This window comes from Nonomuraea sp. NPDC059023 (genome assembly GCF_042740095.1).
Lineage (GTDB): Bacteria > Actinomycetota > Actinomycetes > Streptosporangiales > Streptosporangiaceae > Nonomuraea.
The window spans coordinates 165,746-188,982 of the sequence record NZ_JBHYIO010000004.1 but is presented as its reverse complement, the minus strand read 5'-3'; the positions used below and the strand labels follow the sequence as shown (position 1 = coordinate 188,982).

The 23,237-nt window shown below is 70.5% G+C and carries 23 protein-coding genes; 9 read left to right on the top strand and 14 right to left on the bottom strand.

Annotated elements, in window-relative coordinates; all coding sequences use genetic code 11:
• Positions 1-5: 5 nt before the first annotated feature.
• Genes ACFWYW_RS09055 through ACFWYW_RS09045 form a run of 3 tightly spaced genes read right to left on the bottom strand, consistent with a single transcriptional unit; the run spans position 6 to position 1,900 of the window.
• Positions 6-965 (bottom strand): alpha/beta fold hydrolase, encoded by a 960-nt coding sequence (locus tag ACFWYW_RS09055; protein ID WP_379613280.1) that lies wholly within the window; start codon positions 963-965, stop codon positions 6-8.
• Between the two features lie 11 nt (positions 966-976).
• A complete protein-coding gene (locus ACFWYW_RS09050) occupies positions 977-1,456 on the bottom strand; it encodes a YbaK/EbsC family protein (RefSeq protein ID WP_379613281.1) in 480 nt (159 codons plus the stop codon).
• Between the two features lie 9 nt (positions 1,457-1,465).
• Positions 1,466-1,900, bottom strand: a complete 435-nt coding sequence (locus ACFWYW_RS09045; RefSeq protein WP_379613282.1) for a group II truncated hemoglobin — start codon at positions 1,898-1,900, stop codon at positions 1,466-1,468.
• A gap of 178 nt (positions 1,901-2,078) precedes the next feature.
• On the opposite strand from ACFWYW_RS09045, the gene ACFWYW_RS09040 reads away from it, so the two are divergent.
• From ACFWYW_RS09040 to ACFWYW_RS09030, 3 genes are read left to right on the top strand one after another with little or no spacing between them, the layout of a single operon-like run.
• A complete protein-coding gene (locus ACFWYW_RS09040) occupies positions 2,079-3,533 on the top strand; it encodes an ankyrin repeat domain-containing protein (RefSeq protein WP_379613283.1) in 1,455 nt (484 codons plus the stop codon).
• A gap of 30 nt (positions 3,534-3,563) precedes the next feature.
• Positions 3,564-4,241 (top strand): hypothetical protein, encoded by a 678-nt coding sequence (locus ACFWYW_RS09035; RefSeq protein ID WP_379613284.1) that lies wholly within the window; start codon positions 3,564-3,566, stop codon positions 4,239-4,241.
• Positions 4,242-4,267: 26 nt separating this feature from the next.
• Entirely contained in the window at positions 4,268-4,579 is a 312-nt protein-coding gene (locus tag ACFWYW_RS09030; RefSeq protein WP_379613285.1) for a hypothetical protein, read from the top strand.
• Positions 4,580-4,773: 194 nt separating this feature from the next.
• Here ACFWYW_RS09030 and ACFWYW_RS09025 read toward each other — a convergent pair whose 3' ends face one another.
• Positions 4,774-5,928: a hypothetical protein gene (locus ACFWYW_RS09025; protein ID WP_379613286.1), complete on the bottom strand. Its 1,155-nt coding sequence runs from the start codon at positions 5,926-5,928 to the stop codon at positions 4,774-4,776.
• A 480-nt stretch (positions 5,929-6,408) separates the two neighbouring features.
• Here ACFWYW_RS09025 and ACFWYW_RS09020 point away from each other — a divergent pair, with 480 nt between their 5' ends.
• Both ACFWYW_RS09020 and ACFWYW_RS09015 read left to right on the top strand, forming a co-directional pair.
• Positions 6,409-7,452, top strand: a complete 1,044-nt coding sequence (locus tag ACFWYW_RS09020; RefSeq protein ID WP_379613287.1) for a sulfite oxidase — start codon at positions 6,409-6,411, stop codon at positions 7,450-7,452.
• A gap of 134 nt (positions 7,453-7,586) precedes the next feature.
• On the top strand, positions 7,587-9,062 hold the full coding sequence (locus tag ACFWYW_RS09015) for a wax ester/triacylglycerol synthase family O-acyltransferase (protein ID WP_379613288.1): 1,476 nt from the start codon (positions 7,587-7,589) through the stop codon (positions 9,060-9,062).
• On the opposite strand, the gene ACFWYW_RS09010 is transcribed toward ACFWYW_RS09015, so the two are convergent.
• A complete protein-coding gene (locus ACFWYW_RS09010) occupies positions 9,000-9,545 on the bottom strand; it encodes a TetR/AcrR family transcriptional regulator (protein WP_379613289.1) in 546 nt (181 codons plus the stop codon). The two genes, ACFWYW_RS09015 and ACFWYW_RS09010, sit on opposite strands and share 63 nt — an antisense overlap.
• Before the next feature lie 126 nt (positions 9,546-9,671).
• On the opposite strand from ACFWYW_RS09010, the gene ACFWYW_RS09005 reads away from it, so the two are divergent.
• Together ACFWYW_RS09005 and ACFWYW_RS09000 are read left to right on the top strand one after the other, a co-directional pair.
• Complete coding sequence (locus tag ACFWYW_RS09005) at positions 9,672-10,232, top strand: TetR/AcrR family transcriptional regulator (protein ID WP_379613290.1); 561 nt, start codon at positions 9,672-9,674, stop codon at positions 10,230-10,232.
• Positions 10,229-11,734, top strand: coding sequence for an MFS transporter (locus ACFWYW_RS09000; protein WP_379613291.1), 1,506 nt, complete (start codon positions 10,229-10,231; stop codon positions 11,732-11,734). The genes ACFWYW_RS09005 and ACFWYW_RS09000 overlap by 4 nt, the downstream gene beginning before the upstream one ends.
• On the opposite strand, the gene ACFWYW_RS08995 is transcribed toward ACFWYW_RS09000, so the two are convergent.
• Complete coding sequence (locus ACFWYW_RS08995; RefSeq protein WP_379613292.1) at positions 11,728-12,678, bottom strand: alpha/beta hydrolase; 951 nt, start codon at positions 12,676-12,678, stop codon at positions 11,728-11,730. The genes ACFWYW_RS09000 and ACFWYW_RS08995 overlap by 7 nt on opposite strands.
• A 69-nt stretch (positions 12,679-12,747) precedes the next feature.
• Between ACFWYW_RS08995 and ACFWYW_RS08990 the strand changes: the two genes are divergently transcribed.
• Positions 12,748-13,677: an aldo/keto reductase gene (locus ACFWYW_RS08990; RefSeq protein ID WP_379613293.1), complete on the top strand. Its 930-nt coding sequence runs from the start codon at positions 12,748-12,750 to the stop codon at positions 13,675-13,677.
• Here the strand turns inward: ACFWYW_RS08990 and ACFWYW_RS08985 are convergent.
• Positions 13,666-14,568 (bottom strand): SMP-30/gluconolactonase/LRE family protein, encoded by a 903-nt coding sequence (locus ACFWYW_RS08985; protein WP_379613294.1) that lies wholly within the window; start codon positions 14,566-14,568, stop codon positions 13,666-13,668. The two genes, ACFWYW_RS08990 and ACFWYW_RS08985, sit on opposite strands and share 12 nt — an antisense overlap.
• Before the next feature lie 31 nt (positions 14,569-14,599).
• Between ACFWYW_RS08985 and ACFWYW_RS08980 the strand changes: the two genes are divergently transcribed.
• Positions 14,600-15,847, top strand: a complete 1,248-nt coding sequence (locus ACFWYW_RS08980) for an MFS transporter (RefSeq protein WP_379613295.1) — start codon at positions 14,600-14,602, stop codon at positions 15,845-15,847.
• Positions 15,848-16,457: 610 nt separating this feature from the next.
• On the opposite strand, the gene ACFWYW_RS08975 is transcribed toward ACFWYW_RS08980, so the two are convergent.
• The 7 genes from ACFWYW_RS08975 to ACFWYW_RS08945 all read right to left on the bottom strand — a co-directional run bounded on the left by ACFWYW_RS08975 (position 16,458) and on the right by ACFWYW_RS08945 (position 23,237).
• Entirely contained in the window at positions 16,458-16,829 is a 372-nt protein-coding gene (locus tag ACFWYW_RS08975; protein WP_379613296.1) for a DUF1801 domain-containing protein, read from the bottom strand.
• 66 nt (positions 16,830-16,895) lie between these two features.
• On the bottom strand, positions 16,896-18,497 hold the full coding sequence (locus ACFWYW_RS08970) for a cation acetate symporter (RefSeq protein WP_379613297.1): 1,602 nt from the start codon (positions 18,495-18,497) through the stop codon (positions 16,896-16,898).
• A complete protein-coding gene (locus ACFWYW_RS08965) occupies positions 18,494-18,826 on the bottom strand; it encodes a DUF485 domain-containing protein (RefSeq protein WP_379613298.1) in 333 nt (110 codons plus the stop codon). The genes ACFWYW_RS08970 and ACFWYW_RS08965 overlap by 4 nt, the downstream gene beginning before the upstream one ends.
• Before the next feature lie 267 nt (positions 18,827-19,093).
• The gene (locus ACFWYW_RS08960; RefSeq protein WP_379613299.1) at positions 19,094-19,912 is read right to left on the bottom strand and encodes a carbohydrate ABC transporter permease; all 819 of its coding nucleotides are present in this window, start codon (positions 19,910-19,912) and stop codon (positions 19,094-19,096) included.
• A complete protein-coding gene (locus tag ACFWYW_RS08955; RefSeq protein ID WP_221340486.1) occupies positions 19,893-20,792 on the bottom strand; it encodes a carbohydrate ABC transporter permease in 900 nt (299 codons plus the stop codon). Before ACFWYW_RS08955 ends, ACFWYW_RS08960 begins: the two co-directional genes overlap by 20 nt.
• The gene (locus ACFWYW_RS08950; RefSeq protein WP_379613300.1) at positions 20,789-22,042 is read right to left on the bottom strand and encodes an ABC transporter substrate-binding protein; all 1,254 of its coding nucleotides are present in this window, start codon (positions 22,040-22,042) and stop codon (positions 20,789-20,791) included. Before ACFWYW_RS08950 ends, ACFWYW_RS08955 begins: the two co-directional genes overlap by 4 nt.
• Before the next feature lie 31 nt (positions 22,043-22,073).
• Positions 22,074-23,237: a trans-sulfuration enzyme family protein gene (locus ACFWYW_RS08945; RefSeq protein WP_379613301.1), complete on the bottom strand. Its 1,164-nt coding sequence runs from the start codon at positions 23,235-23,237 to the stop codon at positions 22,074-22,076.

The following is a 23,237-nucleotide window of genomic DNA, read 5'->3' as shown; positions in this document are numbered from 1 at the left end:
ACAGACTACGAGGTGTACCCCGCCCAGCGCGCGACGGTTTCCGCGTATACGCCGGGTACCTCCAGCGGGAACACGTGACCGGTGTCCGGGAGGGTGTGCTGCGTCCAGTCGGGGCGGCGGGCGGTCAGGTCCTCGCGGGCGCCGTCGATGACGATGTTGTCCGTCTCGCCCCACAGGACCAGGGTGGGGGCGCTCACCCGGGAGAGGGCCGCGCGGACGGGCTCGGGGTCGACGAAGATCGCCCGCATGATCGAGGTCACCGCGGTGACGGTGTCGCCCAGCCTGGCCGGGTCCGCCGTGCGCAGTTCCTCGCCGATCAGCGCGGTCATCTCCGGCGACAGTCGGGTCAGGTCACCGCCGACCAGCTTCTCGCCGCCGGTCAGCGTGTCGCGGTCGGCGTACGTCCTGATCTTCATCTCCAGGAGGGGACGCGCGCCGGCGCGCAGGACCGTGCGGGCCAGCGGCTGCGCGGCCGACAGGCACAGGCGGCCGATCGTGCGCCACCACCGGGCCTCCTCCTCCGGCAGCCGGGCGGGCAGGGCCGGGGTGGCGAGCACCAGGCGGCCGGCCCGGTCCGGCGCGAGGCCGGCGAACATCGCCGCCACCAGCCCGCCCATCGACCAGCCGTGGACGGTCGCCTTCTCCAGGCCGAGCGTGCCGGTGAAGGCGCGCAGGAAGCGGACGTTCGGCGCCAGCCTGGCCGCGCGCGGATGCGGCAGCTCGGTGTGGCCGAACAGGGTTCCGGGCAGGTCCGGCACGTAGACGGGGCCGAAGGCGGCCAGGTGGGGAATGAGGTCCATCCACAGCGTCGCGCTGCCGCCCAGCGGATGGACCAGCAGGTGCGCGGGGCCGTCGCGCTCGGATCCGGCCCGGAGATAGTGGACGGCGGCGCCCTGGACGTCGACCGTCTCGCTGCGAATACCCGCCCAGCGGGCGCTGACCGTACCCCAGTCGGAGTGGCGCATGTTTTCCAGTATTAAGTGATGCGCTCGGTTCTGGGCGCGGCGACGAGGACATAGTCCTTCGTGCACAGCGCCATCGAGCGATCCAGCCGCGCGGCGTTGAAATAGATCTCCGGTACGGCCAGCAGCGCCGGATCCACGACCAGCTCCAGGTCCGGATGGTAGGAGAAGGGCAGCACGGTGCCGCTCACGCTCCCGGCCAGTTCCTCGGCCCGGTCCTTGTCGGCGAAGGCCGCGTACGTGCCCCCGTACAGCGCCTTGACCGCCTGGAGATCGAGCTTGGCGTCACCCGGGACGACGGCCAGCACGAAACGTTTCTCCTTCTTGCCGATCTTCACCATGACGATCAGGCATTTGGCCGCGTGGCTGACCTCGTTGCCGCGCAGCTCGCTGACCAGCTCGGTACGCCCTTCCGGGGCGTGCTCGATCAAGCGGTATCCGGCCCCGGCGGCGTCGAGGTCGGCGATCAGGCGGTCGTACAGGGAGGACGTCATCCGCGAACCCTACTCCCAGGTCCAGAGCGGCACCTCCCTGATCGGGTGCAGGTCGGCGTCGGTCTTGGCGTGGGAGTTCTGCTGGGCCACGCGGGCGCCGAAGTCGGCGTGCGATCGCACGGCGGCGCGGAAGCGCTCGTCGGCGAGGAGCCCGGCCTCCTCGAAGGCCTCCATGTAGAGCGTGACGAACCGTTCGCGCTGCTCGTCGGTGATCTCGAGGTCGCGGTGGACACGGATGATGTGGTCGAAGCCGAGTTCCTCGGTGAAGTGGCCTGGGCCGCCGAAGGACTCGGCGGTGAACCAGGTCAGGTGGTCCACGTGGTGCGGGCGACGCTCGGTGAACAGGGTCTTCAGCACCGGGTCGGCCAGGACCTTGTCGTAGAAGGAGGCTTCGACGCGATGCAGTGCCTCGTCGCCGCCGGCGTGCTCGTAAAGAGTGGCCATGGTTCGCCATTACAGATCACGGCCATCGGACTGTCCAGATGTATGCTGGCCGGGCGCGTCAGGGCGCATCCGGTCCGCGGGAAGGGCGAAGCCCACCTGGTCACGGTGTGTTGTTAGGCCTGACCTCTTTTCCGGTCTGATCATGCGGACGTCAGACGTATACGGAAGGGAGGCCATCGTGCCCATCTCTCGTCTTCCCGACCATCCGAGCGCCGAGGCGCTGCGCAAGCAGGCCAAGACGCTGTTGCGCTACGTACGCGCCGGCGTGCCGGAGGCGCTGGCCATGGTCGAGGAGTTCCATCCCCGGCGCCCGAACGCGCCCAAGCTGGCCGACGCCCAGCTCGTGACCGCCCGCCGCCACGGCTTCCCCAGCTGGGGACGGCTGATGAAGCACCTGGAGACCGTCGGACGCTACACCCGTTCGCCGCACGAGGTGCCCGCCGCCGCCGATCCGGCCACCGAGTTTCTGCGCGTGGCCTGCCTCACCTACGGCGACGACTACCCCGGCCGCCTGCGCGAGGCCGACGAGCTGCTCGCCGCCGACCCCGCCCTGGCCACGGCGAACGTCTTCACGATGGCCGCCACCGGCTCGGCGGCCGCGTTGCGCGCCGCGCTGGCCGCCGACCCCTCGCTCGCCACCGCGCAGGGCGGCCCGTTCGGGTGGGAGCCGCTGCTCTACCTGGCCTACGCGCGGCTCAAGCGGCCCGGCCGGTACGTGGAGGCCGCCCGCGTCCTGCTCGACCATGGCGCCGACCCGGACGCCGGGTTCCTGTGGGACGGGCTACCCTCGCCGTTCACGGCCCTGACCGGCGCGTTCGGCGGCGGGGAGGGCGACCAGCCGCCGCACCAGAGCGGGCTGGAGCTGGCCCGCGTGCTGCTGGCGGCCGGCGCCGACGCCAACGACGCCCAGACCGTCTACAACCTCGGCCTCGCCGGCTCCTGGTCCGACGACACCGCGCATCTGGAGCTGCTGCTGGAGTACGGGCTCGGCCGCGGCGACGGCGGGCCGTGGCGCGAGCGGCTCGGGCACGAGCTGGCCTCGCCCGCCGACCTTCTCAGTGAGGAGCTGGCGACGGCCGCGCTGCGTGGCGGTTCGCGCCGGGTCAGGCTCCTGCTGGAGTACGGCGTGCCGGTCGATCGGCCGGGTGGGCATCCGGGGTTCGGCGGGCGGACGCCGTACGAGCTGGCGCTTGTCCACGGCCACCGCGAGGTGGCCGGGCTGCTGGCGGCGGCGGGGGCGCGGCGGCCGGAGCTCGACGAGCTGGAGGCGTTCGCGGCGGCGTGCATGAGCGGCGACGCCGATGCGGTCGCCGCCCTCGGGCCCGAGGTGCTCGCGCGGGCGCTGGCCGAGACGCCCGGCCTGATGAACCGGGCGGCCGAGCACGGGCGGCCGGACGTGGTGCGGCTGCTGGCGGGGCTCGGCTTCGACGTCGGGCACCGGGAGCGGAGCACTCCCCTGCACCTGGCGGCCTGGAACGACGACGTGGACACCGTCACGGCGCTGCTGGAACTCGGGGCCGACCCGTCGGCGGAGGACGACGACCACGACTCGACGCCGCTGGGCTGGGCGGAGTACGGGGGCAAGCGGCGGGTGGCCGCATACCTGAGGATGACATACCCCGGGCTGATGTAATCCCGCGTTCGACCCGGCAGGCTTGCCCCCATGAGAATCACCATCATCGCGGTGGTCACCGTGCTGGTGCTGGCCGTCGGCGGGGTGGCCTGGGCCTACCCGTCGGTGGCCGCCACCGCCTGTCCCGGCTGCTACGGGCTGAGCTCCGCCGGTGACGACGTCTACGTGGAGGAAGGCGTGCCGGCCGCGCCGGCCCTGGCGACCGTGGCCGCCGCCCGGCGGGTGGTCGGCGACTTCTACGGCGGGCGGGTGAGCACGCCGAGAGTCCTCGTGTGCGGCACCGCGCCCTGCTACACGGGCATAGGCGGCGGCAAGGAGAAGGGCGTGGCGGTCCTGAACCGCGCGGTGATGCTGTCGCCGGGCGGCCTCGATCCGGTGATCGCCTCCCACGAGATGGCGCACGTGGAGCTGCACGCGCGGCTGTCCGGGGAGGTGCCGCAGTGGTTCGACGAGGGCTTGGCGGTGGTGATCTCCGGCGACCCGCGCTACCTCGGCTCCACCGGCGACCGCTGCCTGGTGGAGCCGTCGGGGGCGCTGCCGGTGACGCTGGAGGAGTGGCTGCGTGCGGCCTCCGCCGATCGGCAGACGTACGCGAAGGCGGCCTGCCAGGTCAGCCGCTGGCTCATGGCCCATGACGGCCGGGACGGAGTCCTGCGCCTGATCGGCAAGCTCAACGCCGGCGAGCCGTTCACCACGGCGGCCCGCTGACAACCCCATCAGAGGAAAGGCACGCGATGACCCGGTCCTTCGGCACCCAGCCCGCATTCCGGCAGTCCCCGTTCACCGCGGAGGAGATGGCCAGAAGCGAGGCCAACTTCTCCCCCTTCGTCGCCCAGCAGCTCATCTCCAACGGCCATTTCCGGGTGGCGGCCGACAACCCCGACCTGGTGGAGCTGTTCCAGAACGTGGCCCGCCGGGTGAGCGACATGCTCGGCCAGCGCGTGGTCAGCTACTCCAACGGCCGCTACCTCATCATCACCTTCGCCGACCAGCCCGCGTCCACCAACCCCGGCACCCCCGCCCCACCCCTGGACCCCCAGTCCTGACCCGCTTCCCCAGCCCCGTCCGTGGCTTCACCTGCGCAGGCCGGAATGGGTGACCGACGAGCTACAGCGAGCCCGGCCAGCCGGATCGCCCGTGACCTCGCAGACCGGGCGATCCGCGCGGATCCCGCGGTACACGCGCATCCTGGCGCCTCGACAACGCTCTCGACCCCCCGCTCGGTCCTCCGGACCGGGGGTCACGCGCCCTGGGACAGGAGGGTGGTGATGGCGGTGCGGAGGGCTGGGGCGGTCGCGTCGCCGAAGGGGCCCTCGGGGTAGTCGACGACCCAGACGTGGAGCATTTCGGGGGTGGAGGGGAGCTTCGTGGTGCCCTTGGGGCAGGTGCCGTCCGGGTTCAGGACGGCCACGCCGCCGCCGGGTAGCCCGCAGAGGTCGTCGTGGGCGTGCCAGTGCGTGAGGGAGCCGCCGATCCTCGGGCCCTGGGCGCCCGGAGGCATGATGTACATCGCGCCCAGCAGGATGCTGCCGCCGCTCGGCTTGCGGTAGTACACCAGGGCTTCGGGGCGGGTCGGGTCGAGCACCCGGTCGTCCATGATCCACGCCATCTTGGTGAGGTGAACGACGCCGCCGGTGTCGATCGACTCGGCGAACCCGTCCTTCGTGGCCGCCGCCAACGTGGGCCACCGCTTGGGCAGCTCCCGCTTGGCCGCCGCCACGGCCAGGTCCGCGGCCGCCCGCTCGCCCTCACTCGGCGGCACCACCGGCCCCTGGTCACCATGCTTGTGCCCACCCTGCTGATCCTCGCCCGCGCCCGGGTCGGTGCCGGTGTTCTGGCTCTGGCCGGTGCCGTGCTGGTGACCGTCCGCCGCCGTGGTGCCCGCCTGATTCGCGGGTACGGCGTGGCCGTGGGTGCCGAAGACGGGCAGGAAGACCGTACCGACCGCGACCACCACCAGCCCGGCCACCACCCCCGCCCCGATCCGCCTCGACCGGCTGGGAACGGCCGGGCGCGCGGTCCTGTCCAGCAGGGCGAGAGCACAGCAGACCAGGACGATCTCCAGGGCGGTGGCGAGCACGTCCGGGGCGCCCACGGGCTCCGGCCGGCCCGCACCGGGGCCGAAGGGCACGCCGAGGGTGCGGCTGACTCCCCACAGGGCCACGATGGCGGCGTTGCCCCCGATCCCGGCCAGCAGCACGGGCCGCGCCGGGCGGAGCAGTACCACCGCTGCCCAGAGCACCTGCGCCCATCCGGCCACGGCGAAGAACGCCCCGTGCCGCCAGTCCATGGCGAAGTGCTCCCCCATGGCCGCGAAATGCACGGCCCCCGCCCCGGCCGACAACACCGCGAGCACCACCAGATTCCCCGGCACCCGCAACCCAGCTCCGGGCACCGGGGACTCCATGCCCCCAGAGGCGGCCCGCGAGCCTTGCGTCCCTACGGATGCCGTCACCTCTTCGGATGACTCCGGCTGCCAGTCCCCAGCAGACGCCGCGCCGCCGGACGTCTCCGGCTGGGTGTCCGGGGCGTGCTCCACGTCCTCGGGTGGTGGTGCCGGGTCCGTGGATGGCGCCGTCTTCTCTCGCGGCTCCGGTAACGGCGGGTCCGGGGCGGGTGGGGGGTTTGAGGAGGGCTGGGCGGGGGTGCTGGGGTCTGGGGTGGGGGGCATGGCGGCCTCGCTCCGCTGGCGGCTGACAAGCGCTTGCGCCGATTATGCACGCGCAACCCCACCCCCCACAGACCCAGTTACGAGCCAGGCACACGTTTTCGGGAGAGACACACGGGGGCACGTATCCAAGGTGAGAGTGGGCGATCATGCAGGTCACACCATAGGATGGGATTGGCTAGTTAACTGGTAGGGAATAGGGGAGTTATGTACGCCACCGCGACCATCGTCAAGCCGCTCCCCCCAGAGCTCTTCAGGACGCACGGCGCGAGCGCGGAGATGCGCTGGGACGCCATGGCGGGCCAAGGTTTCCACACCCCCACCGACCGCTTCTTCGTCCGCAACCACACCGTCACCCCGTCCATCGACCCCGCCACCTGGCAACTGGCCATCCACGGCGACGGTGTGCGATGTCCGGGCGCGTACACCTATGACCAGTTGCGCGCCATGCCCGCCCGCACCCTGGACGCGGCGATCGAGTGCGCGGGCAACGGCCGCCGCTTCTACGGCACCCAGCAGGGCGAGCCCGCCCCCGGCACCCAGTGGGCGCTCGGCGCGATCGGGGTGGCGCGCTGGCGCGGTGTGCCCCTGCGGTACCTGCTGGAGCGCTCCGACATCACCGCCAGAGCCGTGGACGTGCTGCCGACCGGCCTCGACGCCCCCTTCGAACACCACGGCCACGTACGCCGCCCTCTGCCCGTCGACAAGGCCATGGACGACGTCCTGGTCGCCTACGAGATGAACGGCCACCCTCTCCCGCCCGACCACGGATTCCCGGTACGCCTGGTGGTGCCGGGATGGGTGGGAATAGCGTCCATCAAATGGCTCGGAGACATCGAAGTGGCCACGCGTGAATTGTTCACCCCGTGGAACACGGAGTTCTACCGCGACGTCACGGTGAATCCGGTGAAAAGCGCGCTGGAACTCGGCTGGAACGCGCGGGTGCCGTTCGGCCGCCCGCAACTGCTGCGCGGCCGTTCGTGGTCGGGGCGCGGCCGGGTGGTCAAGATCGAGGTGAGCTTCGACGACGGCCGGACCTGGCGCCGGGCGGAACACCGCGGCCCGCACCTGGTCAGCGCCTGGTTGCCCTGGCACATCACCTGGGTGCCGAGGCGCCTGGGCGAGCGGTCGATCCTCGTCAGGGCGACCGACGCGAGCGGCGCCACGCAGCAGCTGAAAAGGCCGCGGCACGAGTTCGGGTATCACTTCGACGCCGCGGTAAGGCACCCGATTACCGTTATCCATGGATAGACAATTGTCACCGAGTCGCTGAGCTGCGGGTCCGTGCGGAGCATCCGAATTCATCTGTAAGACTCTCGCGGAAACGTCCCGGAAACCCCGCGATGTGAAGCTGACCTCGAATCGAACACCCGGGAGAAGAGCCGATGCGCCAGCTGACCGCACTCGACGCGCAGTTCCTCAACGCCGAGTCCGCGACGACCTCCGCCCACGTGGCGGGGCTGGCCATCCTCGACCCGCTCGGCGGCGTCCTCGACCGCGAGACGCTCGCCGCGCTGCTGCGCGAGCGCATGCACCTGTCGCCCGCGCTGGGCCTGCGGCTGAGCGAGGTGCCGTTCGGCCTCGACCACCCCTACTGGGAACCCGACCCCGCGTTCGACCTGGCCAACCACCTGTTCGAGACGGAGGTGGCCGCGCCCGGAGGCGAGTACCAGCTGGCGGACGCGGTCGCCCGCATCCACGCCGGCCAGCTCGACCGCACCCGGCCGCTCTGGGAGATGCACCTGCTGCGCGGCCTGACCGGGGGCAGAGTCGCGGTCTACACGAAGGTTCACCACGCCGCCATCGACGGCGTCTCGGGCGCGGAGACGCTCGCCGCCCTGCTCGACCTCTCGCCGGAGCCACGGGTGATCGACGTCACGCCGCCGCCGGCCGAGCGGGCTCCGAGCCTGGCGGGCATGCTGTACGGCGCCGCCGTACGCACGGCCACACACCCCGCGCGCGCCCTCGGCTCGCTGGCCAGAGCGGCAGGCGAGCTGGACGCGATCCCGCTGGCGGCGGGGCTGCCCGGCGCGCGGCGGATCGCGCGGGCGGCCAGGCTCGTCGCCGGCGACCACCGCCCGCGGCCGGAACTGCCCGGCCTGACCGCGCCGCGCACACCGTTCAACGGGCCGATCAGCGCCGAGCGGCGGCTGTCGTTCGGCTCGGTGCCGCTCAAGGACGTCAAGGACGTCGCCAAGCGGCACGGCATGAGCGTGAACGACGTGGTCATGGCGCTGTGCGCGGGCGCGCTGCGGACCTGGCTGCGGGATCGGGACGCGCTGCCGGAGGAGCCGCTGATCGCGGCGGTCCCCGTGGCGGTGCGGACGGCGGGCGCCCGGCAACTGGTCGGCAACCACATCTCGGCCATGGTCACGCCGCTGGCGACGAACGTGGCCGACCGGCACGCGCGGCTGCACGCGACCCGTTCCATGATGCGCACGGCCAAGCGGCGCTTCGCCGCGGCCTCGTCGAGCTGGCTGCACGAGCTGTGCTCGCTGCTGCCGCCGCCGGTGACCCGGCTGGCCTCCCCGGCGATCTTCCGGCTGGCGGCGGTGGCCTGCCCGCCGATCAACCTGATCATCAGCAACGTGCCGGGCCCGCAGTTCCCGCTCTATCTGTGCGGGGCGAGGGTGCTGTCGTACTACCCGATCTCGGTGCTGACCGATCTGAGCGGCGGGGTGAACATCACCTGCTTCTCCTACGACGGCATGCTCGACTTCGGCGTCGTGGCCTGCCCGGAGCGGCTGGACGACGTCTGGTCGCTGCAGCGCCACCTGCGCGCCGCGCTGGACGAGCTGCTAGATGAGCGAGTGGGCGATGAGCTCGGCGACGGCGTCGGGGTCGATCTGGTGTCCGGTTAGCTGGCAGAGGTTCTCCTGGTAGAGCAGGACGGCGGCGAACGTGGCCGCCGCCACCTCCAGCCGCGCGCTCTCGCCGCGCCGGCCGGGCAGGGCGAGTTCGAGCGCGAACCTGGAGCGCCTGATCAGCTCGCCGTTGAGCCGTCCGAGACGGTCCTTGACCGAGCGGTGGGTGTCGGCCTCGCGAAACAGGATGCGCCGCATCGCCGGTGAGGCGCGCAGCGGCAGCCTGCGGGCCAGCTTGGACAGCGTGCCCGCCGGATCGCCCGGCATGGCGTCGACTTCCTTCGTCTCCTCCACCAGGGTGCGCTCGTCGATCAGCGCCACCAGCACGTCGATCTTGCGCGGGAAGTAGTGGAAGACCAGTCCTTTGGGCACCCGCGCCAGCTTGGCGATGACCGCGGTAGGGGTGGCCTCGTAGCCACCGCCCGCGAACAACTCCTCGGCCGCGTCCAGGATGCGCGTGCGCGCGTCACCGATCACCACAGCCGAACGATATCGCCACGGCTGACACGCTGGCCATGCCGTCCAGGAGAGATCACCGTACATACCCCGTCGTACAGTGATGTAGTATTTGCGACATTGGTGTCGCAAACGAGACGAGGATGTGCGATGGCTGCCAGTCGTGACGAGATCGTCGCCGTGGCGATCCACCACCTCAACCAGGCGCCGAACGCGTCGATGGCGGAGATCGCGCAGGCCGCCGGGATCAGCCGCGCCACGCTGCACCGGCACTTCAGCACCCGCGCCGAGCTGCAGTACGAGCTCAGCTCCCGGGCCATGGACGCCTGGGCGAAGACGCAGGCGGCCGTCGGCCTCGACGAGGCCCTGAGCGCCGGCCTCGACGCCGCCGGGATCAAACGGGTGCTCGACGAGCTGCTGACGGTCACCGTCGCCCACGGGGACGAGCACGGCTTCGCGCTCACCGACCACACCGCGGACCGCCACGCGGACCTGGTGCGCCGCGCGCAGGAGCTGGAGGAGAGGGAGATCGCCCTGTTCACCGCCGCGCAGCGGGCCGGCGTCCTGCGCGCGGACCTGCCGCCGCGCTGGGTAAGCAATCTCGTGTACGGCCTGCTCGTGGCCGTGAGGGAGAGCATGCGGCGGGGGGACGTCGCGCGCAGGGACCTGCCCAGGATCTTCCTTGAAACGTTCTATCGGGGGACTACATGACACTCAGCACCGCGCCCGTCGCGCACAAGCGCAGATGGGCCGGACTCGCCGTCCTGTCGGCCAGCCTCTTGCTGGTCGTCATGGACATGACCATCCTCAACGTGGCCCTGCCGGCGATCTCGGCCAGCCTGCGCCCGGACGCCATCCAGTTGCTGTGGATGGTCGACGTCTACTCGCTGGTCCTGGCCGGCCTGCTGGTCACGGTGAGCGCCCTCGGCGACCGGTGGGGGCGCAAGAGGATGCTGCTCACCGGGTTCGGCGTGTTCGGTCTCGCCTCCGTCCTGGTGATGTGGGCCGAGAGCCCCGGCGCCGTGATCGCGGTGCGCGCCCTGCTCGGCGTGGGCGGCGCCATGATCATGCCGTCCACGCTGTCGATGATCCGCGCGCTGTTCACCGACTCGCGCGAGCGCGCCACCGCGCTGGGCGTCTGGGCGGCCATGGCGGCGGTCGGCGGCGCGCTCGGCCCGATCCTCGGCGGCTTCCTGGTGGAGCACTTCAGCTGGCACGCGGCGTTCCTCGTGAACGTGCCGGTCATGGCCGTCGCCGTGCTCGCCGGCCTGTTCCTGCTGCCCGAGTCGCGCAACCCGAGCCCCGGCCGCTGGGACGCGCTCGGCACCGTGCTGTCGATCGTCGGCATGGCCGGGCTCGTCTACTCGATCAAGCACTTCGCCAAGGACGGCCTGACCGACCCGACCGCGCTGGTGTCGCTGGCCGCCGGCGCGCTCGCGCTGACCTGGTTCGTCCTGCGCAGCCTGCGCCGCCCCGACCCGCTGCTGGAGGTCCGTCTGTTCCGCAGCGGCCCGTTCACCTCCGGCGTGCTGGCCGCGCTCACCACCTCGATCGCCATGGCCGCGATGATGCTGCTCATGGCCCAGTGGATGCAGCTCGTCCAGGGCTACACGCCGCTGGAGACCGGGGTACGCCTCCTGCCGACGGCCGTCACCGCGCTGATCCTGTCACCGCTGGCGCCCGCGATGGCGGAGCGGATCGGGGCGCGTACCGTGCTGGCCGGAGGGCTGGTCGTGGCGGGGCTCGGGTTCCTGGTGCTGTTCGCGGCGCCGCTGGTCTACGGCTGGGTCGCGCTCGCGCTGCTGCTCATCGGCGCGGGCATGGGTTCGCTGGCCATCGCCTCTGCCGTGATCATGTCGGGCGCGCCGCTGGAGAAGGCGGGCAGCGCCGCGGCCATCGAGGAGACCAGCTACGAGGTGGGCGGGGTGCTCGGGGTGGCCGTCCTGGGCAGCGTCGCGGCGGCGGTCTACCGTACGGCGCTGCCGTACACCGGAGCCCAGGCCGAAGTGGTGCGCGAGTCGATCGGCGGCGCGCTCGACGTGGCCGCCACGCTCGGCGAGCGGGGCGTACGGCTGGCCGAGCAGGCCAAGGCGGCCTTCGGCGACTCGATCGCGGTGACGGGAGCGGTGGGCGCGGCGCTGATGCTGCTGGCGGCGGTGGTCGTGTGGAGGCTGACGCCACGCACGCTCGACATCGGCGCGGCCCATCACTGAAGCGCGCGCTTCAGCATCGGGTACGCCCGGCGCAGTTCCCGCTGCCAGAAGGCGTGGTTGTGCCCGCCCCGGTAGAAGTGGGTGGTGACCGGGATGTCCAGCTCGCGCAGGCGGCCGGCGAAGGCTCTGGCGGCCCGGCCGGCCAGGTCCTCGACCAGGTCGCCGGCGCCCGCGGCCACGTACAGGCGCACTCCCCTGAGCTTTTCCGCCTGGTCGTAGGGGTTGTGCGCCTGCCAGTTGGCGCGCTGGCGGCCCGGGTCGCCCCAGATGCGCTTCCAGTCGGTGCCGAGGCAGCCGAGCGTGGTTCCGGCCATCACCGCCTGGGGGACGCCGTCGCTGAGGAGGTGCACGGCGCCGCTGAAGGAGGCCGCGGCCTTGAAACCGCCCTTGGCGGCGTACAGCATGGCGCCCTGGCCGCCCATGGAGTAGCCCGCGATCACCCGGGCGGGACCGGCGCGGTAGCGGGACTCCAGGAGCGGCAGGAGCTCCTTCAGGTGGTAGGTCTGCCATTTCGGGGGGCCGCCTTCGCCTCCGTTCCACCAGTCGGAGTAGCTGCCGCAGCGGCCGCCGTCGGGCATGACGACCATGAGGCCGTCGTCGCGGGTGAGGTCGTCGACGTCGGTCTTGGCGGTCCAGGATGTGTGGTCGTCCAGGCCGCCGTGCAGGAGCCACAGCGCGGGCCAGCGCGCGCGGCCGGCCCAGCCCTTCGGGAGCAGGAGGCGGACCTTGGTGGTGGCGTCGAGGGCGGGCGAGCGGAGGGTGAGTTCGAGGCGGCGCTCGTCCAGCCGCTTCTCCTCCAGCACCTCGATCGCGGGCTCCGGTGATTTTTCCGGATTTTTCACTACTTGAGGCTGCCAGTTGGCCCTGAGGACGATCACGACCAGCACGAACAGCGCGCCCGCGAGGATCGCCCCGATCAGGCAGCCACGCATCCGGGCTCGCATCGGCCCTCCTCACGCGGCACCCGGGCCCTGACGGCGGAACCGCTGTTGGATGGCGCGGATAATAGCGAGGTGAGATCGATCGGCACCACGGCCCTGTCCGTGTTCCCTCTTTGCCTCGGCACCAACGTCTTCGGCTGGACCGCCGACCGCGAGGCGTCCTACGCCGTCCTGGACGCCTACGTCGAGGACGGCGGCAACTTCCTCGACACGGCCGACGTCTACCCCGCGTGGGCGACCGGGGAGTCCACCGCCGAGCGGATCATCGGTGACTGGATGATCGAGCGCGGCAACCGCGACTCCATCGTCCTGGCCACGAAGGTCGGCATGCTGTCCGGATGGACCGGCCTGGCGCCCAGGACCATCAGGACCGCGGTGGAGAACAGCCTGCGCCGCCTGCGTACCGACCGGATCGACCTCTACTGGGCGCACGTCGACGACGAGGGCACCCCGCTGGCCGACACGCTGGCCGCGTTCGACGCGCTGGTGCGGGAGGGCAAGGTCCGCTACATCGGCGCCTCCAACCACACCGCCCCACGCCTGGCGCAGGCGCTGAAGGTCTCCGACGACGAGGGTCTGGCCAGGTATGTGGCGCTGCAGCCGGCGTACAACCTGATGGAACGCGGCTTCGAGGGGCCGCTGCGCGACGTCGTGGAGCGCGAGGGGCTGTCCACGACGCCGTACCACGCGCTCGCCCGCGGCTTCCTGACCGGCAAGTACGCCCCCGGCGTCACCGTGGACAGCCCCAGGGCGGGCCGGGCGGCCGAGTACCTCGAGACCGAGCGCGGCCTGCGTGTCCTGGACGCCCTCGCCAAGATCGCCGCGGTCCGCGACGTGGAGCCGGCCGCCATCGCCGTCGCCTGGCTGGCCGCCCAGCCCACGATCACCGCCCCGATCGCCAGCGCCCGCACCCCGGAGCAGCTCAAGCCGCTGATGGCCGGAGCGCGCCTGGCCCTGGGCGCCGAGGAGCTCGCCACCCTGGCCGAGGCCTCAGCCGCCTGAGCCCGGACGCCGGGCGCCGGCGACCGTGAGGCGGATGGAGTACAGGTCGCCGGCCGAGTTGGTGACGAACAGGTTGTTGCGCTTGGGTCCGCCGAAGACGAGGTTCGAGGCGGACTCGGGCAGCAGCAGCCTGCCGATCAGCGTGCCGTCGGTGGCGTAGCAGCGTACGCCGTCGAGGGCGGCGGCCCACACCCGGTCGTGGCAGTCCACGCGGATGCCGTCGAACCAGTTCTCCGCGAACACCTTCCCGCCCGACAGGGCGCCGTCCCCGGCCACGTCGAAGACGCGGAGGTGGCGCTCGCGGGTGTCCACGACGTACAGGAGAGACTCGTCGGCCGAGAAGGCCAGCCCGTTGGGCCGCACGAAGCCGGCGACGGCGATCCGCAGCTCGCCCGTGGCGGGGTCGAGGCGGTAGACGTGGTCGCCGCCGATCTCGCTCTCGGCGGGGCTGCCCTCGTAGTAGCCGGTGATGCCGTAGCGCGGGTCGGTGAACCAGATCGTCCCGTCCGAGCGGACCACGACGTCGTTCGGGCTGTTCAGGCGCTTGCCCTCGAAGTTGTCGGCGAGCACGATGATCGTGCCGTCGTGCTCGGTCCTGGTCACCCGGCGGGCGCCCTGCTCGCAGGTGACCAGCCTGCCTTCGAGATCGACCGTGTTGCCGTTGGCGTTGCCCGAGCCGTGCCGGAAGACGCCGACGGCGCCGGTCGTCTCGTCCCAGCGCAATAGCCGGTCGTTGGGGATGTCGCTCCACACCAGGTAGCGCCCGGCGGCGAAGTAGGCGGGCCCTTCGGTCTTGCGGCTGCCGCGGTGCAGCACCTCGACGTACTCGTCGCCGCCGTCGAAGGCGAACCGCTCGTCGAGTACCTCGAATACCGCTTTGAATCTGTCCATCGTCACAACTCCCCCTTCTACCATCGAGCCCGTGTGGCAACTCCTGCGGGGCAACGCCCCCTTCCGATGGTTATGGGTATCGCGCTCCGTCTCCTTCGCCGGTGACTCGCTCAGCCTGGTCGCCCTCATGGTCTACGTCGCCTCCTCCACCGGCGAAGCGCTGGCGGTGTCCCTGCTGCTGCTCGCCGGGGACTTCGCCCCCGCCCTGTTCGCCCCGCTGACCGGCGCGATCAGCGACCGCTACGGCCACCGCCGCGTCATGATCACCTGCGAGTTCGCGCAGGGCGCGCTGGTCGTGCTGATCGCCCTCTGGCTACCCCCGCTCCCCGTCCTGCTGGCCTTGGTGGGCCTGCGCGCGGTGATCGGCCAGCTGTTCCAGGCCGCCTCGCGCTCCGTGGTGCCGTCGCTGGTGCCCGACCGCGACCTCGAGCGCGCGAACACCGCGGTCGGCCTCGGCACCAACGGCGGCGAAGCCCTCGGCCCGCTCGCCGCGTGGGCGCTGCTGTCGGTGATCGACATCCGCGCCGTCCTGCTGATCGACGCCGCCACCTTCCTGGTCTCCGGCCTCGTCCTCACCAAGGCCATCCGGTACGGCAAAGCCCCCGAGGAACCGCGCACCCGAGGCTCCCTGCTGTCCGACACCCGCGAAGGCCTGCGCTACATCCTGAGCCACCGCCTGATCAGAGCCGTCGGCCTGGGCTTCTTCGCCGTCGTGGCCTTCAACGGCATCGACGACGTGGCCCTGGTCTTCCTGGCCACCGACCTGGGCGACCCGGCGTCCGCCGGTTTGCTGCTGGCCGGCCCCGGAATCGGCCTGCTGGCGGGCTACATCCTGCTGGCCCGCCGTGTCCCGCTGCAGATGGGCGCGTTGCTGGTGGCCGGGTTCGCGGTGAGCAGCGCGGGCAACCTGCTGACCGGGTTCGCGTGGGCGGTGGGGGCGGCGCTGGCGATCCAGACGATCCGCGGCCTGGGGATCGCGGCCATGGACGTGGCCTCGACCACCCTGATCCAGCGCAACGTGGCACCGGACGTGATGGGCCGCACCTTCGCCACTCTGTACGGCGCCATAGGCGTGGCCGCCGCCCTCTCCTACGTGGCCGGAGGCGTCCTCCTGGACGCCACGTCAGCGGCAACGGCCTTCATCATCGCCGGCACAGGCGGCCTCCTGGCCACACTGGCCACCGCCATAGCCCTACACCCCACCCACCAACCACCCCCCACCCCCGAACCCCCAAACCCGGAAGACCAGACAGACCCAGAAAGAAAAGACAAACCCTGACCAGAGACCCCGAACCCCGAAGGGCCGAGAAGCCGGAGCCCAGGAGCCGGGGGACCGAGGAGCCGGGAATCCGCGGGGCCACGGGGCGCGGGGCCGGGAGACCGAGGGGCCGAGGGGCGGAAGCCCACGAGCCGGGCCCGGACGGCCAGAGGGGCGGGGAGGGTGAAGCCCAAAAGCCAGGTTCGGGTCCGAGGGCCGGGAGGCCGGGAGACCGAAGGGGGCAAGAGGCCGGAGGGGCCGGAGGGGCCGGAGGGGCCAGAGAGCCGAAGGAGGGCCGGCAGGCGGGGCGGGGCGAGGCCGGGGCTGGGCCGGGGCGGGGTGGTTGTGCGCGGCGGTGCCCCTCGGGGTTGTGCGCGCCGAGGCGGCGGGAAGGTGGGCGGTGGCCTTCGGCGCGTTGTCGCGGCGGCCGGCGGAAGGCACGGCGGCTGGGCAAACGTGCGTTGTGACGGCGAGGACCACGTCAGACTGCCGGGCACCTCGCACGGACGCGCCACCCCTGGCGGCGGGAGGCGTCCACTGGGCTTGCCGTAACCCTAAAGGCCACAAAGACCCTAAAAACCCTAAAGGCCGCAAAAAGGCGGGAGGCGTCCCTAATGAAGGCGCAAAGGGATCAGCGAGAGGTGAGGGAGCGGGCGGCGGCAACGAGGGTGGCGAGGTCGGGGTCGGCGAGGTGGGACTCGGTGGCGATCTTGACGTGGCGGGCCCTTTTGCCGGTCCCCTCCAGCAGCGCGGTCGGGTCCTGGGTGAGCAGGTCGGCGCCGCGGGCGAACATCAGGTTGATGTGCGCCTGATGCAGGGCGATCGCCACGATCAGCCCCTTGTACGTGCCGGGCTGGTAGGTGTAGGCGATCAGGCGGGCCGGTTCGTCGACCTCCTCCTGCGCGTCGGGCAGCAGCCGGCGCAGGAAGGTTCGGGCGGCTCCGGCCAGGGTGCGGATCTCCGGTGAACAGGTGGCGAGCAGCGCGGCGGCCTGGTCTTCCATGACAAGACTCTATCGTCCGAGCTCGGCCTCGAGGGTGGGGCGCCCGGGTCCGGGCGCCCCACGCGGTCAGTGCTCGGCGGCCTTCTCCGCGCCCACGCCGGTGAGCGAGCGGACCTCGATCTCGGCGTACTTGGCGGCGTTGTACTCCTTGCTGAGCACGGTGCCGAGCCAGCCGAAGAAGAAGCCGAGCGGGATCGAGATGATGCCGGGGTTGGACAGGTTCCAGATGTGGAAGTCGGCACCCTTGATCAGCGCGGTCTTCGAGCCGGAGACCACCGGCGAGAAGATCACGAGGATCAGGCAGGAGATCAGGCCGCCGTAGATGGCGGCGACGGCTCCGGCGGTGTTGAACCGCTTCCAGAACAGGCTGTACAGGATCGCCGGCAGGTTGCCCGACGCGGCGACCGCGAAGGCCAGCGCGACCAGGAACGCCACGTTCTGGCCCTGGGCGAGGATGCCGAGTCCGATGGCCGCGGCGCCGATGACGAAGGCGGAGACCCGGGCCACGACGACCTCTTCGCGCTCGGTGGCGTTGCCCTTCTTGAACACGTGGGCGTACAGGTCGTGGGCGAAGCTGGACGAGGAGGCCAGCGTGAGCCCGGCGACCACGGCCAGGATCGTGGCGAAGGCGACGGCGCCGATGAGCGCCAGCAGGACGGTGCCGCCGACTGTGCCGAAGAAGTTCTCGCCGATGGCCGCCGCGAGCTGGGGCGCCGCGGTGTTGCCCGCGGTGTCCGAGGCCGGGATCTTGACCAGCGCCGCGGCGCCGAAGCCGAGCACCAGCGTCAGCAGGTAGAACGTGCCGATGATGCCGATGCCCCACAGGACGGACTTGCGGGCGTCCTTGGCGGTGGGCACGGTGTAGAAGCGGATGAGGATGTGCGGCAGGCCGGCGGTGCCGAGGACGAGCGCGAGTCCGAGGCTGATCAGGTCGATCTTGCCCATGAGGCCCTGGGCCTCGGTGCCGTACTTGAGGCCGGGTTCGAGGAACGCCGCGCCCTTGCCGCTGGCCTCGGTGGCGGCGCCGAGCAGCGCCGAGAGGTTGAAGTTGTACTTGGCCAGCACCAGCACGGTGATCAGCGCCGCGCCGCCCATGAGCAGGACGGCCTTGACGATCTGGACCCAGGTGGTGCCCTTCATCCCGCCGAACACCACGTAGACGATCATCAGCGCGCCGACGGCGACGATCGTCCAGTTCTTGGCCTCGGCGCTGGTGATGCCGAGCAGCAGCCCGACCAGCGCGCCCGCGCCGACCATCTGGGCCAGCAGGTAGAAGATGCTGACGACGATGGTGGAGACGCCGGCGGCGGTGCGGACCGGGCGCGGGCTCATCCGGAAGGCCAGCACGTCGGCCATCGTGAACTTGCCCGAGTTACGCATGAGCTCGGCGACCAGCAGCAACGCCACGAGCCAGGCCACGAGGAAGCCGATGGAGTACAGGAAGCCGTCGTAGCCGGACAGCGCGATCATGCCGGCGATGCCGAGGAACGACGCGGCCGACATGTAGTCGCCGCCGATGGCGAGGCCGTTCTGGACGCCGGTGAAGGACCGCCCGCCGGCGTAGTAGTCGGCGGCGGTCTTGGTGTTGCGGCTCGCCCAGAAGGTGATGCCGAGCGTGGCGGCCACGAACGTCAGGAACAGGATCGTGGAAAGTGTGGACGAACTCACTTGGTCTGCTCCTCGACTTCGTGCCGGAGCTTGTCGGCCAGCGGGTCCAGCTTCTTCTCCGCGTGCCTGGAGTAGGCCCAGGCGATCCAGAAGGTGGAGACGAACTGCAGCAGGCCCAGGATCAATCCGACGTTGATGTTGCCGAGCACCTGAATGCCCATGAAGTCCCGCGCCCACCCGGACAGCACGACATACAGGAGGTACCAGACGAGGAACGCGACCGTCATCGGGAAGGTCCAAGCGCGGAACCGGCGCTTCAACTCCTGGAATTCACTGCTCTGCTGAACCCGTTCATAGACCGACGCGTCGTGTTCTTGTGTTGTCACCATGCCTCCCGCTTAGTGTGATGGGGATCACGCACAAGGTAAGAGCGCAAACTACCCTCCGTGGAGGTCCACAGTCCCGTCGTTCGGCGAGCCGCCGCCGCGTGGCGTTTAGTTGGGCATGGCCTGCGGTGAAAGGTCCGTTTCACGCGATAAGCGGTAACCGTCGTCGTTTCACGGGATAAGTCCGGGCATTCGAGATAAATGGCCGCTTGACTTGTATACACGCAACTACCCAGCGTAATCAAGCAAGCTCAGCGAGCGCCGCGCCCCTCACCCCTTGACGGCCCCGGCGGTCAGCCCCTCGACGATGTAGCGGCGGATCGCGGCGAACAGGATGAGGGTGGGGATGACCGAGACCACGGTGGCGGCGGCCATCGAGCCCCAGTCGATGTCGTACTGGGTGATGAAGGAGTTCATGGCGACCGGCACCGTCTTGGCGTCCTCGCTGTCGATGAAGGTGATGGCCAGGAACAGCTCGTTCCAGCACTGCACGAACGCGAAGATGAACGTCGCCGCGATCCCCGGCAGCATCACCGGGATGACCACGCGGACCAGCGCCGACAGCCGCGAGGCCCCGTCCACCTGGGCGGCCTCCTCCAGCGCGACCGGCACCCGTTCGTAGAAGCCGCGCATGATGATCGTGGAGAACGGCACCAGCATGGCGACATAGACCACCATGAGGCCGGCCAGCCGGTTGAGCAGGTCGAGGTCGGACATCAGCAGGTAGAGCGGGCCCAGGGCGATGAACAGCGGGATCATCTGGGTCACCAGGAAGGCCAGCATCAGCGCTCCCCTGCCGGGGAAGGTGAAGCGGGCCAGGGTGTAGCCGCCGAGGACGCCGATCACGGTGACCGCGGCCGCCGCGACCAGCGAGACCATCAGGCTGTTGGCGAGGTAGCGGCCGAAGTCGGCGAACTCGAACAGTTCGGCGTAGTGCTCGAAGGTGAGGTTGGCCGGCCAGTACTTCAGCGGCATCGAGAAGATCTCGGCCTTGGGCTTGAGCGAGGTGACGACGATCCAGTAGAGCGGGAAGACGGTGATGAGCAGCCAGGCGCCCAGCACCGTCCCCTTAGCGAGCCTTTTCACCATCGGCGGACCTCGTCACGTTCAGGTAGAAGATGCTGAAGGCCAGCAGCAACGCCAGGACCAGCAGCCCGACGGCGCCGGCCCGGCCGTAGTCGCCGCCCATGACCTGCTGGATGAGGAAGGTGGTGACGATGTCGGTGCTGCCGGCGGGTCCGCCGCCGGTCATGGAGTAGATCAGGTCGGGGAAGTTGAGGATCCAGATGATCCGCAGCAGCACGATCAGCGCCAGCGTGGGCCGGATGTGCGGCAGGGTGACGTGCCAGAACTGGCGCAGCCGGGAGGCGCCGTCCACGCCCGCCGCCTCGTAGAGCTCCTTGGGGACCGACTGCAGCGCGGCCATGATCATGATGGCGAAGAACGTCGTGCCGTACCAGACGTTGGCCACGATGACCGAGGTCATCGCCCAGCCGGGCGTGGACAGGAAGCCGATGCGCTGGTCGATGATCCCGGTCTTGAGCAGCAGGTCGTTGATCACGCCGAACTGCCCGTTGAACATCCACCGCCACAGCAGCCCGATCAGGAACCCGGACATGGCCCACGGGAAGAACACCCACGCCTGGTAGAGCCCGCGGCCCCTGAAGTGCCTCCTGAGCAGCAACGCCAGCCCGAAACCCAGCACGAACTGGAAGAACAGCGAGACCACGACCCACGTGCCGGTGTTGCGCAGCGAGGTCCAGAACCGCTCCTCGGCCAGCACCGCGGCGAAGTTCTCCAGGCCGACGAAGGGCGTCTGCGTCAGGTCGAACAGGTTGTAGCGCTGGAAGGCCATGACGCTGCCGCGCACCATCGGCCAGTAGGTGAACAGGACGACGAACACGATCCCGGGCAGCAGGCACAGCGTGATGAACGCCGCCCTGCGCCCGGTGAACGCCCTCTTGGTCACGAGACCTTCTTCGCCTGGTCGGTCCAGAAGGCGTCCCAGGCCTTCAGCACGTCGGCGGTGCTCTTCTTGCCGGTCAGCAGCGCCTGCACGTCACGGTCGGAGTCGACGAGGAACTGGCTCCATCCCGGGTAGTCCACGGGCCGGATCGTGATCACCTGCTTGGGGTCCTGCTGCGCCTCCAGGTAGGCCTTCCAGGCGCCCTGGGAGAACTGCGGGTCGCTCTGCGCCTGCTTGGAGATCGGGATGAGCGAGTTGCCCTTGGCGAAGCGGATGCTCTGCTGCGACTCCGACAGGAACTGCACCAGCTTGACCGCCTGGTCCCGATGCTTGGTGAAGGAGGTGACGCCCCATCCGGCGTAGCCGACGGGCTGGTAGGCGTATCCGCTCGGGCCCTTCGGGATCGGCGCCGTGGACCACGCCTTGACCCCGCTCTCCTCGACCGTCTTGATCACTTCGGGGTCCTGGATGAGCATGCCGGTGACGCCCGAGGTGAAGCCCTGCACCATCTCCGGGTAGGCCCACGAGACCGAGTCCGGCGGCGAGGCCTCCTTGAAGATCTTGACGAACAGGTCGAGCGCCTGCGCGGCCTCGGGAGTGGCGAAGATCGTGCGCTTGTCCGTCAGGTAGAAGGACTTGTCCGGGTTGAGCGCCTCGCCGTTGTAGGCGCTGATCATCATGACGGCGTAGTCGGCGCCGCCCTTGCCCCCGCGGAAGGAGTAGCCGAACCGCTCGCCGCCGGTCATCTTCTTGCCCGCCTCGTACAGCTCCTGCCAGGTCTTCGGCGGCGCGGCCATGCCCCAGTCGGTGCGGTAGAAGAGCGTGCGCTGGTAGAAGCCATAGGGGATGAGGTACGGCTTGCCGCCCACCTCGACCGCCTTCTTCTGGGTCAGTTCGGTCAGGCCGGCCCAGCCGCTCCACTCGGTCGTGGGCAGTTCGCCGAGCCAGCCGTTGTTGGAGAAGGACTTGGCCGTGTGGTCGCGGACCTCCAGCACGTCCAGGTCCTTCTTCGTCTGCAGGATCTGGGTGATCTTCTGGTCGGCGCTGTCCAGCGGCGGCGAGATGAGCTCCACCTTGACGCCCGGGTTGGCCTTCTCGAAGTCGGCGAGCAGTGACTTGAGCAGCTTGGTGCGCTCCGGGCTGGTCAGGCTCTCGACCATGCGCAGCCGTACCTCGCCGGGGCCGGAGCCGGTGGACGACCCGCAGCCCGCGAGCAGCACGGTGAGGGCGGCAAGGGCCAGGAAGGATTTCACGACGCCTCCATAGATGTGACAGCGCTGTCAGTCACGCTAGGCGACCGACCCCCTCCAGCGCTAGACCGAGGTCCTTGATCAATGTGTCCGCGGACTCAAGGCCGACCGACAGCCGCACCAGCCCGACGGGGATGCCCATGGTCGCCCGTACGCTCTCCTCGACCGACAGCGCCGGCACGTTGACCAGCGACTCGAAGCCGCCCCACGAGACGCCGATGCGGAAGTGCCGCAGCCGGTCCAGGAACTCGGCCGCCTCCTCACGCGACTCGGTGTCCAGCTCGATGCTGAACAGGCTGGAGAAGCCGGACATCTGGGCCTTCGCCCGCACATGGCCCGGGTGGGAGGGCAGGCCGGGGTGGTTGACCACCCGGACGGCCGGGTGCTCGTCCAGGAAGGCGGCGACGGCCAGGCCGCGCTCCTGGTGCGCGGCCATCCGCACCGGCAGCGTGCGCAGGCCCTTGATCACCTTGGCGGCGTCGTGGGGTGACATGGCGGCGCCGTACAGCTGATACTCGGTCAGCGCGAGCGGCCTGATCAGCCGCGACGGGCCGGCCACCACGCCGCCGACCAGGTCGCTGTGCCCGCCCACGTACTTCGACAGCGAGTGCAGCACCAGGTCGACCCCGAGCGTCAGCGGCTTCTGGAAGATGGGGGTGGACCAGGTGTTGTCCATGGCCGTGACGAGGCCGCGCTCCCTGGCCCAGCCGGTGACGGCCGCGATGTCGAAGACCTCGTAGCGCATGTAGGACGGCGACTCGAAGTAGAGTAGGCGCGTGCTCGACCTGATAGCGCTGTCACACCCCGCGAGATCGCTGACGTGCGTATGCGTGACGCCGAATTTCTCCAGATAGCGCAGAAACTGGGTCGTCGGCCCGTAGACGGCGCCCAGCACCAGCACGTGGTCGCCCGCCGACACCAGCGACGAGATCGTGGCCGAGATCGCGCCCATGCCGGAGGCGAAGCACTTGGCCCGCTCCGCCCGCTCCAGCGCGGCGAGCTTGCGCTGGGCCAGGTCGACGGTCGGGTTGGTGCCGCGCCAGTAGACGTAGCGCTCGTCCTCGTCCTTGATCGCCTCGCCCAGCTCGCCGGCCGTGCGGAAGGTGAACAGGGAGTTCTCGAACACCGGCGGGTTGACCGCGCCGAGCAGCCACGGCTCGTCCTCGCCGAGGCGTCCGCAGATCCATTCATCATCCAT